Origin of the sequence: Peribacillus kribbensis DSM 17871 (assembly GCF_000430765.1) — a bacterium.
Classification (GTDB): Bacteria; Bacillota; Bacilli; order Bacillales; family DSM-1321; genus Paraperibacillus; species Paraperibacillus kribbensis.
In genome coordinates, this window is record NZ_KE387241.1 from 32,028 (window position 1) to 45,874 (window position 13,847).

General features: G+C 45.4%; 10 protein-coding genes. 3 read left to right on the forward strand and 7 right to left on the reverse strand.

Going from position 1 to position 13,847, the window contains the following annotated elements; translation table 11 throughout:
* Positions 1 to 133: 133 nt before the first annotated feature.
* Positions 134 to 1,009, forward strand: coding sequence for a sulfite exporter TauE/SafE family protein (locus H539_RS0120410; protein ID WP_026695059.1), 876 nt, complete (start codon positions 134 to 136; stop codon positions 1,007 to 1,009).
* Between the two features lie 39 nt (positions 1,010 to 1,048).
* On the opposite strand, the gene H539_RS0120415 is transcribed toward H539_RS0120410, so the two are convergent.
* The 3 genes from H539_RS0120415 to H539_RS0120420 all read right to left on the reverse strand — a co-directional run bounded on the left by H539_RS0120415 (position 1,049) and on the right by H539_RS0120420 (position 5,742).
* A complete protein-coding gene (locus H539_RS0120415; RefSeq protein ID WP_026695060.1) occupies positions 1,049 to 2,218 on the reverse strand; it encodes a DEAD/DEAH box helicase in 1,170 nt (389 codons plus the stop codon).
* A 58-nt stretch (positions 2,219 to 2,276) separates the two neighbouring features.
* The gene (locus H539_RS33450) at positions 2,277 to 2,435 is read right to left on the reverse strand and encodes a DUF4097 family beta strand repeat-containing protein (RefSeq protein WP_220096138.1); all 159 of its coding nucleotides are present in this window, start codon (positions 2,433 to 2,435) and stop codon (positions 2,277 to 2,279) included.
* Between the two features lie 133 nt (positions 2,436 to 2,568).
* Entirely contained in the window at positions 2,569 to 5,742 is a 3,174-nt protein-coding gene (locus tag H539_RS0120420) for an efflux RND transporter permease subunit (RefSeq protein ID WP_026695061.1), read from the reverse strand.
* 164 nt (positions 5,743 to 5,906) lie between these two features.
* Here H539_RS0120420 and H539_RS0120425 point away from each other — a divergent pair, with 164 nt between their 5' ends.
* Positions 5,907 to 6,761 carry a TetR/AcrR family transcriptional regulator gene (locus tag H539_RS0120425; RefSeq protein WP_026695062.1) on the forward strand — a complete coding sequence of 285 codons (855 nt, stop codon included), beginning with the start codon at positions 5,907 to 5,909 and terminating at the stop codon, positions 6,759 to 6,761.
* A 53-nt stretch (positions 6,762 to 6,814) separates the two neighbouring features.
* Here the strand turns inward: H539_RS0120425 and putP are convergent, their stop codons facing one another.
* A complete protein-coding gene (putP, locus tag H539_RS0120430; protein WP_026695063.1) occupies positions 6,815 to 8,278 on the reverse strand; it encodes a sodium/proline symporter PutP in 1,464 nt (487 codons plus the stop codon).
* A gap of 281 nt (positions 8,279 to 8,559) precedes the next feature.
* Between putP and H539_RS0120435 the strand changes: the two genes are divergently transcribed.
* The gene (locus H539_RS0120435) at positions 8,560 to 9,861 is read left to right on the forward strand and encodes an NCS2 family permease (protein WP_026695064.1); all 1,302 of its coding nucleotides are present in this window, start codon (positions 8,560 to 8,562) and stop codon (positions 9,859 to 9,861) included.
* Between the two features lie 125 nt (positions 9,862 to 9,986).
* Here the strand turns inward: H539_RS0120435 and H539_RS0120440 are convergent, their stop codons facing one another.
* The 3 genes from H539_RS0120440 to H539_RS0120450 form a co-directional block, all read right to left on the reverse strand.
* On the reverse strand, positions 9,987 to 10,190 hold the full coding sequence (locus tag H539_RS0120440) for a YbdD/YjiX family protein (protein WP_026695065.1): 204 nt from the start codon (positions 10,188 to 10,190) through the stop codon (positions 9,987 to 9,989).
* The gene (locus H539_RS0120445) at positions 10,180 to 12,258 is read right to left on the reverse strand and encodes a carbon starvation CstA family protein (protein ID WP_026695066.1); all 2,079 of its coding nucleotides are present in this window, start codon (positions 12,256 to 12,258) and stop codon (positions 10,180 to 10,182) included. Before H539_RS0120445 ends, H539_RS0120440 begins: the two co-directional genes overlap by 11 nt.
* Positions 12,259 to 12,954: 696 nt before the next feature.
* Positions 12,955 to 13,725: an SDR family oxidoreductase gene (locus tag H539_RS0120450; RefSeq protein WP_035323587.1), complete on the reverse strand. Its 771-nt coding sequence runs from the start codon at positions 13,723 to 13,725 to the stop codon at positions 12,955 to 12,957.
* Between the last annotated feature and the right edge of the window lie 122 nt (positions 13,726 to 13,847).

Below are 13,847 nucleotides of genomic sequence, written 5' to 3' on the forward strand. Positions count from 1 at the left end.
TCATTTTATGATGCATCATATAAAATTGTAAGCGTTTTCTAAAATGTTCATGAAAAACCGTCAAATCTTCGTGGCAAATGCCCTCCTTTTTTCATACCAATATATACATCTAATTACTCCTCGGAGGTTCCATATGAGAAAACTATTAATCCTGGCATTTATCGGCCTGGCTGCCCAGCTTATTGACGGCTCCCTCGGTATGGGCTTTGGCATTACTTCTACATCACTTCTTCTGCTGCTCGGCTCTGCCCCTGCTGCTGCATCCGCTTCGGTCCACCTTGCCGAAGTAGTGACCAATGCAGCATCAGGCATCTCGCATATCCGGTTTGGCAATGTCAATAAGCAGACCGTTTTTAGACTGATACTGCCAGGGTCCATCGGTGCTTTCGCGGGTGCCTGTTTTTTAAGCAGTCTTCCCGGAGATGTAATCAAACCTTATATATCTGGATTTTTGCTGCTGTTGGGCTTCTATGTCATTTTCCGATTTGCCTTTATAAAACAGAAAAAGCACTATGCGAAAAAGGGATTTTCAAAGAAACAGCTGATCCCTCTCGGCCTTGTCGCCGGATTCATGGATGCAACCGGCGGTGGCGGCTGGGGGCCCGTCACTACGCCTGTCCTCCTTGCTAAAAATGATGATGAGCCCCGGAAGATTGTCGGTTCAGTAGATACAAGCGAATTTGCTGTATCCCTCTCAGCCACTCTTGGATTTTTGGTCTCCTTAGGATGGAAGGAAGTCAGCTGGACTTGGGTGCTGGCTATTATGGCGGGTGGGATGCTTGCCGCTCCAATTGCAGCCTGGCTCGTTAAGAAAATGCCTGCACACATCCTGGGAATCTTGGTAGGCGGGATTATTATCTTAACCAATCTGCGCACTCTTCTGAATACAGGAGGACTCTTCACCGAAGCCTTTATCTACCTGACGTATGCTGTTATCTTTGTATTATGGGGAACTGCTCTTTTTGTTTCCGCGAGGAAAAATAAGAATTCAAGCCGCAGCATCATTTAGTTCCACAGAAAAAAGGGCAGCATGCCGCTGCCCTTTACCTTATTTTCTATGAACTTTTGCCGGTTTTTTCTCTTCCCTCAGGTCTCCAATTTCACCCTTATAGAAGTTTTTTTGCGAAATGCTTATGTTCAGTGCTTTTGCATACCGTTTTAAATCTCTTTCTTCACTTGGTGAAAGAAGAGAGATGACGGTTCCTTCAGCGCCTGATCGTCCAGTCCGGCCTGATCTGTGAATATACTGCTCTACAGTTTTCGGCAAATCATAATGAATAACATGTGTCAGTCCCTTTATATCCAGTCCCCTCGCCGCGACTTCTGTAGCGAGCAGTAATGAATGCTCCCCTGCACGAAGACTCTTAATCGCTGCTTCACGGTCCTTTTTGTTTGATTCCCCATGCAAGACTCCATGAGGAACTTTGTTATAGGAAAGTCTCTCAGAAAGCACGCTTAAATTGCCAATATCATTGACAAAAGCAAGCCCCTTCATACCTTTTAGTCTGCTGATTTTTTCAAGGAGCTTTATTTTATCCCTGGGATCGGAGATAAAATAAATATGATCTACCTTTGAAGGAATGTTTTCCTCTTTCTCTACGGTAATTACCTCTGGTTCGGACATCAGTTCTCTCGCACGGTTTTCAATTTCCTCGCCAAGAGTCGCAGAAAACAAGACAACTTGTCTATCCTTCAAAGTACTTTTAATTATATTCTGGATCGTCCCGGTATGCTCTGGAACTAAAAGCTGATCTCCCTCATCAAGGACAATCGTTTTTACTTCATGCATCTTCATCTTCTTTTGTTTAATCAGTTCAAAAATTCGTCCGGGGGTTCCGACTACAACCTGAGGGCGCTTTTTTAATTTCTCAAGCTGCCTCTTCAGGTTGGCTCCGCCAATAAAGGAAGCTCCGGAAATCTTTGTTCCCTTTGTCCACTTTTGAATTTCCTCATTAATCTGCATCACAAGCTCATGGGAAGAGGCAAGGATCAGGGCCTGGATTGCAGAGCTTTCTTCGTTGATGCTATTTAAGGCAGGCAGAAGATAGGCGAGCGTCTTTCCAGTGCCTGTAGGAGACTGGGCCATAAGGTCCTTTCCTTCAAGCATGACGGGTATGGCTTTTTCTTGGATAGTTGTTGGCGCAGAAAAACCTGAATTATTCCAGTTCTCCAAAAATGCAGGCTTCAATTTATTTAAAAATTCATCTGTTTGAGTCATGTAAATCTCCTTCAGTATATTATAGAGAATATATTAACATAAAAGAGCTGACAGCCTGTTAATTTAATTCAAAATCACCAGATATTTGTATACCTGTTAACTTGATATCTCCTGATTGAACCTCTGACTTAAGCGAAGCAGCCTTATCTTTTATAGTAATATCTCCAGAGGCCGCCTTTACTATGAGACTATTGTTCAGTTTCCTGGGGACCTGCACCCAGGCTGATAATACCTACTAAAGAAACCCGCCAATAACGATGGCGGGTTTCACTTTTTTCACTGTCAATTCGGCACCTTATGAGAAAGCACCTCAAACCGGATCTCTTACTCTGACAGCTCAGGTTTTTTTATCATTTATCTTTCTTTCTCTTCTTACGGTTCTTAATCCTGCTTAATGCCTCGTAGACAATTGGAACAATAACCAGTGTCAGCAGGGTTGAGCTTGTCAAGCCGCCGATTACGGTCACGCCGAGTCCCTTGGAAATTATGCCGCTTCCTTCAATACCGAGCGCAAGAGGAATAAGTGCGCCGATTGTAGCGATGGCAGTCATCAGGATCGGACGGAGACGGACTGTCCCCGCGTCAAGCAGGGCCTCTCTGGTACTCATGCCCGCTTTCTCGTTATGGATGACACGGTCAATTAAGACAATGGCGTTGGTGACGACGATTCCGATCAGCATCAGCGCTCCGATCATGGCAGAAACACTTAATGTTTCTCCTGCAATCAGAAGTCCCAGCAGGCCTCCGATAATCGTAAACGGCAGGGCGAACAGAATGGCAAACGGGGCAAGCCCTCCTCCGAATGTTATAACGAGGACCAGGTAAACAATGGCGATGGCTGCAAGCATGGCAAGACCCAGCTGCTTGAAGGATTCATTAATATCCTGGCTGACACCGCCCATATTGATTTCTGTATTGCCTTTATCGATCTTATCGACTTTCTTTTGGATATCGGCAGAAGCCTTCGCAGCATCATCTGTTTTCAGCTGGCCGCTTACTTCTACATAAATTTTGCCGTCTCTTCGGCTGATGGTATTGGATGTTGTGCCCTCTTTGACATCGACAACATCTTTAATCCTTACTTCTCCGCCGATTGGAGAAGAAATGGTCTTATTGGTAATATCCGAAATGGAATGGTAGGTTTCCTTGTCGGCCATCACATATACATTTAATTCTTCGTCATTCTTCACTACCTTGGTCAGAACTGGACGATTTCTCTGCGGACTGAGTGCCATTCCGATCTGGCCAGCAGTAAGGCCCAGGCTGCTCAGTTTTTTCTGGTCTGCAACCAGCGTATATTCCGCATATGTTTCAGACATGCTTGAATCCACATTCTTCAGCCTGTTGTCTTTTTTCATGATATCCTCGATATCGCCGACAACAGGTTTAATGTCCTTCATGCTGTCGCCGTACACATACATCTTCACTTCATTGCTGGAACCGCTGGAACTGAAATTCTGGGACATCCACTCGCCATTGTCAGTGAATGACTGAAGCTTTTTGATCACTTTGTCCTTTTCATTCTCAAAGTCTGGTGTGTCATCCTTGTATTGTACGTAGAATATGGCACTGTTCGTTTCTCCGGGATTCATTGGATTTTCTCCGCCAAGGGACATTTGGACCGTTTTTACATTCTTACGGTTCTCGAAAAAGTCTTCAGCTTTCTTTGCTGCATCCTCAGACTGATTCAGGGTTACCCCAGGGTCAGGCTTGAATGTAGCAATCATCATCTTCTCTTCTTCAGAAGAAAGGAAGCTCACACCTATAACCGGGATGAGGAACAGACTTCCAGCCAAAATCAGAACGGCTGCGATAAAGGTGATGATTTTATGATTTAAAGCTCCGTTCAGAAGCTTCCGATAAAATCCTGCCAATTTTCCGGGACCATGATTCTCATGTACCTTGACTCCCTTTTTAAACAGAGATGATGCAAGCATCGGCACAATGGTAATGGCCACAATCAGGGAAGCTGCAAGTGCAAAAACAATGGTCAAGGCAAACGGAAGGAAGAGTTCGCCAACCATGCCCCTAACCAGCCCCAATGGCAGGAATACAGCCACAGTTACTATGGTTGAGGAAAGAATGGGAATGAACATTTCCTTTGTAGCTTCCCGGATTAAGTCTCCGCCTTTTAGGGATTCCTCTTTAAGAGACATTCTTCGGTAGATATTTTCAATAACAACAATCGAATCATCCACTACCCGGCCTATCGCGACCGTCATGGCACCCAGTGTCATCATGTTCAGGGTGATATCCATCTGCTTTAACGCCAGGATGGCTATAATCAACGAAAGCGGGATGGATACAACTGCAATCAGCGTAGATTTAATGTCCCTCAAGAACAGCAGGATGATGACTATGGCGAAAATGGCGCCAAACACAGCTTTATTTAACATCGTGCTGACAGAGTCTTCAATTGGTGTTGCCTGGTCGAATGTATACACTGTCTCAAGGCTGCCGATTTCCTTCTTTAGGTCCTTCATTTTATCTTTTACATCGTTCGCAACATCCACCGTATTGGCGTCCTGCGCCTTTACAATCGAAATTCCGATCGCTTCTTTTCCATTTGTCCGGGATATGGATTCAGCTTTCCCGACTTCCTTTATATCAGCGATTTCTTTAAGCTTTACAGCCGGGATGGCAGTACTTCCCTGCTGAGCTCTGCCCTGGAGTGCAGCTGCCCCGGCGTTGGTGCCTTGGCCTTGCGGGCTCTGGCTGCCTGCACCCTGCTGGCTGCCCATACCTGAATTTTGCTGCTGTGAAGCCCCTCCGCCTGATGAAGGGACTGCCGGGATTTCCAGATTCTTTAAATCTGAAATGGTCGTAATATTCCCATCAATCTTTACGGATTTTTCTGTATCCTTAAACGTGTAAAGCCCAAGAGGAATATTGACATCCGAGCCTTTGATGATGTTTTGGACGGTTTCTTCATTAAGGCCCAGCTGTTTCATTTTATCCTGCTTGAATGTCAGCTCTACCTCATCCACCTGCTGTCCGGAAATCTGGACGGAGGAAACACCATCGATTCCTTCCAAGGCAGGAGCTATTTTGTTCTTAACCGTTTTTGTCAGCTTTGCCAGAGATTCTTTATCATTAGAAACACTAAGAGTCAGGATTGGAAAAGCGTTAAAGTTCAATTTAGAAGTCTTCGGATCCTGGACGCCATCCGGGAATTTGATACCAGAAACAGCTTCCTCTACATCTTTCTTGGCATCGTCCATGTTTTTTCCAAAGTCATATTCAATCTGTATGGACGAAGCATTCTGATAAGAAGTCGAGCTTACTACTTTTACTCCGCTCATGCTCTGCACAGCCTGTTCGATCGGCTGGGAAACTGAATCGGCGACTTCCTGAGGAGTCGCGCCCGGGTATGCAGTCGTAATGCTCAGTACAGGAGTACTGATATTCGGGATTGTTTCAAGCTTCATGTTCATGCCGGAATACAGGCCCGCTGCCACTACGATGAGTGTCATCAGCCAGACGGCAAATTTATTTCTCAGTGTAAAATTGATGATTTTATTCATTTTACCCTCCCTTTTACAGATAAAGCATTGACCAGTCGGTCATAATATATAATAATATATCTGACCGGTCATTCACCGTCAATACATTCCTTTCCAATTCACAAATTCTTAATAATTTGAATGTCTGGGATTATCATACATATTAGCTTTTAGGCGGTGGTATTTTGAAGGAAAAAGAAAGAACGATTATGGAGACAGCCATTAAGTTATTTGCGGCAAAAGGATTCGATGCAACTTCCATTCAGGAAATTGCCAGCCATGCGGGTATATCCAAAGGTGCCTTCTATCTGCACTTTAAATCCAAAGAAGCCCTGCTTCTTGAGATTTTTAAATACTATTATGAAAAAAACAAAGAAAAAATGGAGAGCTTAAAAGGTCTGAATCTGGCTCCTGAGGATCTATTTATAGAACATATCGTCTGCCAATATGAGTCCATATTAAATAAGAAGGACTTCATTATCATGCACGCCCGCGAGCAGGCTCTTCCTTTTAACGATTCAGTAGCAGAGACGATAAAAAGCATGCGCCGGGAATCTGCCGAAATGATCCGGCAGAATATCTACTCCCTTTATGGGCAGCCAATAGAAGAATATCAATGGGATTTGACTATTCTTGTTCAGGGAATGATCCACTCCTATTTGGAGCTGATCCTTTTTTTGAATATGGAGCTTGATCTGTACGAGATCGCTGGGTTTATCCTGAATAGAACTCATGATATAGCACAAGGGTTACTACAGTCTGATGCAAACCCGATTATCACCAGCCACAAACTTACAGAGTTCATGAATTGTCCTTTTCCTGGGAAAGTGGACAGGGATTCCGTCCTCCAGGCCATTTCTTCTGCAAAGGAGGATTATAAAGATTCGGAGGATGCCCTGGTGTCCCTGGAGCTCATAGAATCCGAGATGCTGTCCAAAAATCCAAGGATCCCTGTCATACGGGGGATGCTTTCCAACCTGGAAAGTGAAGAAGGGATGCAGTCTCTCGTTCGAAAGATTGAATTCCTTTTCAATATCTAAGCATTTAAAAGGCTGCACCCTATGGGTACAGCCTTATTTCATTTAAGAAAGGACTATGACAGCTTTCGCACTGCTTCGTCAAACTCTTTGTTGATTTCTTCAGATGGCTTCAGTGTTAACAGACTTACCACAATGATGGCTATCCCGCTGATAATGAATCCTGGGATGAGCTCGTATACGTCCGAAAAGGCGTCAATCTGCTCCCAGATGATGACCGTGAGTGTTCCCGCAATCATCCCCGCAAGCGCTCCCCACTTGTTCATACGCTTCCAGTAAAGACTGAGAAGGATTAGCGGACCGAAGGCAGCACCGAAACCAGCCCAGGCATATCCGACCAGATTCAAGATGGTATCGCTTGGATGGACGGCCAGCCACAATGCGATCAGGGCGATTCCGAGAACAGATAACCTGCCGACAAGTACAAGCTCCCTATTGGAAGCATTTTTTCGTATAAAAGCTTTGTAGAAATCCTCAGTCAGGGCACTGGATGTGACCAGAAGCTGGGAGGATATTGTACTCATGACTGCAGCCAGTATGGCAGCAAGCAAAAAGCCGGTAATCAAAGCAGGGAAAAGCTGATCGGAGAGCACAATAAATACCGTTTCTGCTTTATTTAAGGTTTGATGGGTAATATGGAAATAGGCAATCCCTATAAGGCCGGTGAACATAGCGCCTACAATCGAAAAGACCATCCAGCCCATACCAATTCTTCTGGCATTCTTCATTTCCTTAACAGATGCAATGGCCATGAAACGGACGATGATGTGAGGCTGGCCAAAATAGCCCAGTCCCCAAGCTAAAAGAGAAATAATTCCGATGGGTGTGATCCCTTTAAATACCGAAAGTAACTCAGGATTAATGTCATGAATGACGTCAAATGTATGGCCTACGCCGCCATTATTCACAAAAACGACGATTGGAACGATGATAAGGGCAATAAACATAATGGTTCCCTGAACAAAATCGGTCCAGCTCACTGCCAGGAATCCGCCAAACAATGTATAACAAACCACAACACCAGCCGTAATCCATAATCCGGCCGAATAGTCCATATTGAATGCTGTCTTAAACAAAGCTCCCCCGGCAACCATCCCGGAGGAGGTATAGAAGGTAAAAAACACTAAAATAACAAGCGCCGAAACAATCCTTAATATCCGCGATTCATCCTTGAATCGATTTTCCAGATAATCCGGGATGGTGATAGAATCGTTGGCAACTTCTGTATAAGTCCGAAGCCTGGGTGCGACATAGAGCCAGTTCGCATATGCCCCAAGGCATAATCCTACAACTATCCAGCCGCTTGAAACACCATTTGCATACATGGCCCCAGGCAGACCCATTAACAGCCAGCCGCTCATGTCGGATGCCCCGGCGCTCAAAGCTGTTACAGCAGGGCCGAGATCCCGTCCCCCCAGCATATAATCGGAGAGATTAGCTGTTCTCCTATAGGCTATATACCCGATTAAGAGCATACCTGCCATATAAATCGCTATTGACGTCAATACCCCATAATCCATAGAATTCCTCCTATATAAAAATAATTTTTTATAAATCCTTATAGGATTATCTATTGCTCTAAAGCCTTTACACCTCCCTTTTTTCTTTCTATTCTAAAAATACAATTATATTTATATAAGAACAACAAGAAAAGAAGAGTTTGTTAAACTTTTTTAACCCTTGGGTTATAGCCCTGCTGAAGCAGCGTGTACTGCATCATTGAATTGTAAAGAAGGAAATGATACTCTTAACAGGGTGTTTTTCAGAAACAGCATATAAACAGCTAAATAGGAGAGTCATCATGTTTGATTTAAAAAAGAACAATACAACCCCTGGGACTGAATTAACAGCCGGCCTCACAACTTTTTTTACAATGGCTTATATCATTGTTGTGAATCCGCTGATTCTTTCAGATGCTGGGGTGCCCTTTCAACAGGGCTTTACAGCCACCATCATCGCAACCATCATCGGAACCTTGTTCATGGCCGTGGCTGCGAACTACCCCATTGCTGTCGCGCCTGCCATGGGTACGAATGTATACTTTGCTTACACGGTCATCCAGGCACACAGCGGAATTGGTTACAGTGAAGCCTTTTCCGCATTATTTATAACGGGCATTCTATTTTTTATATTATCCCTAACCAGACTCCGGTCCATGCTGATCCGGATCATTCCTGAAAACCTTAAGTACGCCATTACTTCTGGAATCGGCCTGTTCATTGCATTCATCGGCCTAAGGTTATCAGGGATTATCAAAGCACATCCATCAAATCTTGTCGGGCTTGGCAATCTGCATTCACCGAGCGTTGTGCTGGCATTGGCCGGACTTGCCATTACACTCATCCTGATTACCTTGAATGTACCCGGGGCCATCTTTATCGGAATCGTCTTGACGGGCATCATCGCTATGTTTACCGGACAGCTTTCCTTCAACAAGGGATTTGTCTCGCTTCCTTCTCTTCCAGAAGGGCTGGTTGCGTACAATCCGGTCCATGCCATCAGTGATGTCATCCAGTTCAGCCTATATCCGGCCATCTTTTCCATTATCCTGGTTACCATTTTTGATACAACCGGTACGGTACTCGGAGTGGCTAAACAGGCTGGCCTTATGCAGGGTGACAAACTGCCGCGTGCACGAAGGACCCTTGTGGCAGACTCTGTAGGCACTTTGTTCGGAGCCATCTTTGGGACTACCCCAACCTCTGCCTATATCGAATCCGCTTCGGGGGTTGCTGCAGGCGGGCGTACTGGCCTGACTTCAGTGTTTGTAGCCTTGTTCTTTGCCATTGCAGCATTTTTCGGACCGATGATCAGCGCGATTTCAGGAATAGCGGCAATCACTTCACCGGCACTTGTCATTGTAGGGGCTTTGATGCTTAGCAATGTACGGCATATTGTCTGGGATGATTTTGATGAAGCCTTTCCTGCCTTTATTGTAATCCTAACCATGCCGCTGACGTCAAGCATTGCGACAGGGATCGCCTTTGGATTCATCTCTTACCCGCTGATGAAAATGGCAAAGGGCAAGTGGAAGGCCGTCCATCCGCTGGTATACATCTTTGCTGTTTTATTTGTCATTCAGCTTGTGTTTTTCCCTCATTGATCGGTAAAACTAAAAAAGCTGTTCCTGGCATGATACCTGGAACAGCTTTTTTTCATTTCGATGTTAATCCAGGGCTGGAAAGTGTCTTTTAGGTTATGAATAAACGGGATTCTGCCGCAGTTTTTTTAGCAGCACCGGGAGACTTTTCCGCCCTTTGCATTGTATCTGGCATCCTGGGCCTCGCAGAAAAACTCTTTTCTGCTTTGGATCTTTTCATCCGGATGATGCCTTTTCATATGATCGACATACTTCTCATAGTCTGGGACCCCGACCAGGAGGGAGATAAATTGCCTGCGATAGCTCATTGCTTTTAGGAGTTTAGCCAGCATATTGTTTAGGGCCCTCCCCGGTTCTTTTTATATAAGGATCTTCATGCAGCGTGACTTTTTTGTTTGATAAAACTTTGAACCAAATCTTGATGGCCGAAATCAAAACAGCAATCACAACCACCATAAAGATGGCGCACAGGGCCGCATCGACATAGTCATTCATGACCACCTGCTTCATTTGCGCTTTCGTTGCTGCCGGGGCGAGCACTTTCCCGCTGTCCAAAGCATCCTTGAAGACCCTTCCGTGTGCAAGGAAGCCAATTTTAGGATTATCATGGAACAGCTTCTGCCATCCCGCAGACATGGTGACAATCAAGAGCCAGGTAGTTGGAATAAGAGTGATCCATACATATGCTTTTTTTCCCATTTTAAACAGCAGGGTTGTTCCAAGGAGGAGAGCTATCCCTCCAAGCATCTGATTGGCAATCCCAAACAATGGCCAAAGCGTATTAATACCGCCAAGAGGATCAATGACTCCCTGGTAAAGGAAGTAACCCCAGGCAAGAACACAAAGGGTGGTTGCAATAATATTGGCGAAAAGTGATTCCGTTCTAGCGAACGGTTTATAAAATTGTCCAATGAGATCCTGAATCATAAAGCGTCCTACACGTGTGCCAGCATCTATTGTAGTCAAAATGAACAGGGCCTCGAATAATATCGCAAAATGATACCAGAAAGCCATTAAGGCCTTTCCCCCTGCGACATTTGAAAACAAATAAGCCATTCCTATAGCAAGCGTTGGGGCCCCTCCGGTTCTTGAGAGGATGCTTCCTTCTCCAACGTCCTTGGCGAGAGTGGTAAGGTCGTCCGGTGTAATCGTAAAACCCCACTCTGTTACCGTTTTGGCCGCCTGGACAGCATCGACCCCGATGGCAGCAGGAGGGCTGTTGATCGCAAAATACACACCCGGCGTCAGGACGCATGCCGCAATCATAGCCATTACTGCCACAAAGGATTCGGTAAGCATCGCCCCATATCCAATCGGTCTTGCATGCGATTCCCGTTCAATCATTTTAGGAGTCGTTCCAGAGGAAACCAGGGCATGGAACCCGGATATGGATCCGCAGGCAATCGTTATAAATAAAAATGGAAACAAATTCCCTGAAAATACGGGTCCTGTACCGTCAATGAATTTGCTGACAGCAGGCATCTGCAGGTCAGGTGCCACTATTAGGATCCCTAGAGCCAAAGCAGCGATCGTACCTACCTTTAAAAAAGTGCTTAAGTAATCCCGCGGGGCAAGCAATAGCCAGACCGGCATGACTGAAGCGATGAAGCCATAAACGATCATCATAATGGCAATCGTTTCACCTTTGAACGTAAACATTGCAGAGAGTGCCTCATGCTGTGATACATATTGCCCGCCGTAAAGTGATAATAATAGAAGAATGATTCCTATAATTGAAGCTTCCCCGACTCTGCCCGGACGGATAAACCTCATATAAATGCCCATGAAAATAGCGATTGGAATGGTAGCCGCGATCGTAAACATTCCCCAAGGACTTCCTACGAGCGCCTTCACTACAACTAAGGCTAATACAGCTAATAAGATAATCATGATTCCCAGGATGCCTATCATGGAAATAATGCCTGTGACAGGACCCATTTCTTCTTTAATGATTTCTCCCAGCGACTTTCCTTTCCTTCTCATGGAACCAAATAAGATGACAAAATCCTGGACGGCTCCGGCAAGAACTACTCCTGCCACAATCCAGATGGTTCCCGGAAGATATCCCATCTGTGCGGCAAGGATGGGTCCCACAAGCGGTCCCGCACCCGCGATGGCTGCGAAATGATGGCCGAATAGCACCCACTTATTCGTCGGTACATAATCCTTTCCATCATTGTGAACTTCAGCCGGAGTCTTGCGGGTATCATCCAGTTCAAACACCTTTTCAGCTATATACCGGCTGTAAAAACGATAAGCAACGGCATACGTGCTGACCGCAGCCACAAGGAGCCAGATTGCATTTATAGACTCCCCCCTCTTCAAAGCAAGCACGGCAAACCCCGCTGCCCCAAGAGCTGAAACAATGCCCCAAATCAATATCGATTTAAGCGCTTTCAAAACTATCCCTCCTTTTTCCATTTATAAAGCTATTATACTAATAATTTTGAATATTACAAATACATTAAAGCAATTATGGGGTCTGCCCCGTTTCCCGGGCTCCGAATGGTTCAAATGTATAAACGCGGGCGGCATTCGGACTACTTCCCTGGCTCTGCCTCTCAACCTGTCCGAATGGGGCTCGCATTCGGACAACTTCCCTGACTCTGCCTCCCAACCCGTCCGAATTGGGTTCGCATTCGGACTACTTCCCTGGCTATTTCTCTCAACCTGTCCGAATGAGACCCGCATTCGGACTACTTCCCTGGCTGTACCTCTCAACCTGTCCGAATGAGACTCGCTTTCGGACAACTTGACCGGCTTTTCCCTCTAAACAAAGGGCGGCTTTGAGGCTTTCGGACCCAAGTTCCGAATCTTCCCTAAGGCAGGCTTGCTGCCCAAGCTGACGCCGCTTCCGATTTTTCTTTTCTAAAAATGGTTTTTACGTTCTACGAGACGATTCCATTGTTAAAACAGGTTGAATAGAGCAAAAGATGATTAACAGGACAGGTGAGACCCGAAAGGCGGAGCTGAGGAGGCTCACCTACCCGTGGAAAGCGAGCATCCTGGAGCGGAAATCAACCACCTTGTTCTAAAAGCAGCAAAGTTTGTGAAAACAGACAAATAAAAAACTGGCCAGAGGCCAGTTTCATATAATTACAGCAGGGATTCTGCTCCATCGATATAGATTTCGGTACCTGTGATGTGTGAGGACTGATCTGAGGCAAGGAAATAAACAAGATCCGCTACCTGTTCTGGTTTGCCTGCTGCATTTTCGAGCGGCTGATTTCCTTCCGGATACTCAATTGGAATCTTCACCTCCTCGACTCCTTTTTGAGTGAAGGTATTCTGATCAATGTTGGTATCGATGGCTCCAGGACAGATTGCATTTACCCGGATTTTATATCTGGCAAGCTCTAAAGCTGCCATTTTCATAAAGGCTACCTGCCCTGCTTTTGTAGTGCTGTAAGCAGAGAAGCCGATATTTTTAAACATTCTGTTACCATTAATAGAGCTCGTGATAATGATGCTTCCGCCGCTGTTTTTCATGTGCGGTATGACAGATTTAACCAGAAGGAAGGTCCCTCTCAGATTTATCGTCATAGTCTGGTCCCAATCCTCCGCTTCCATCTCCTCAATGGAGGTAATCGTTCCGTTAATGCCTGCATTAGCAAAAAGCACATCGATCTGCCCCCACTTTTCCATAACCTGCTGAATGGCAGAAAATACATCCTCCTTATTCGAAACATCAGCCTCCGCCACAAAAACCTCTGCACCGCCGTCAGCTATTTCACTGCGGACTTTTTCTGCTCTTTCTTCCTTAATGTCTATGATGCACACATTCATACCTTCCTTAGCGAACCTTTTGGCTGCAGCCGCTCCAATTCCAGATCCTCCTCCAGTAACCACCGCTACCTTGTTTCCCATATGAATCCTCCTATTCTATTTTCAAAGTGCTGCCTCTGAAGAGTTTCCTGCATCCTCTTCATGCAATTTTCAAACCTTCTGCACGATACAGCCTCTCCTACGTTTTATTTCCCACTTTTCAT

What these genes read in the sequence shown, in the direction of transcription:
- H539_RS0120410 (WP_026695059.1), top strand. Translation starts at nt 134, where the DNA reads ATGAGAAAACTATTAATCCTGGCATTTATCGGCCTGGCTGCCCAGCTT.
- H539_RS0120435 (WP_026695064.1), top strand. Translation starts at nt 8,560, where the DNA reads ATGTTTGATTTAAAAAAGAACAATACAACCCCTGGGACTGAATTAACA.
- putP (WP_026695063.1), bottom strand. Translation starts at nt 8,278, where the DNA reads ATGGATTATGGGGTATTGACGTCAATAGCGATTTATATGGCAGGTATG.
- H539_RS0120420 (WP_026695061.1), bottom strand. Translation starts at nt 5,742, where the DNA reads ATGAATAAAATCATCAATTTTACACTGAGAAATAAATTTGCCGTCTGG.
- H539_RS0120450 (WP_035323587.1), bottom strand. Translation starts at nt 13,725, where the DNA reads ATGGGAAACAAGGTAGCGGTGGTTACTGGAGGAGGATCTGGAATTGGA.
- H539_RS0120415 (WP_026695060.1), bottom strand. Translation starts at nt 2,218, where the DNA reads ATGACTCAAACAGATGAATTTTTAAATAAATTGAAGCCTGCATTTTTG.
- H539_RS0120440 (WP_026695065.1), bottom strand. Translation starts at nt 10,190, where the DNA reads ATGCTGGCTAAACTCCTAAAAGCAATGAGCTATCGCAGGCAATTTATC.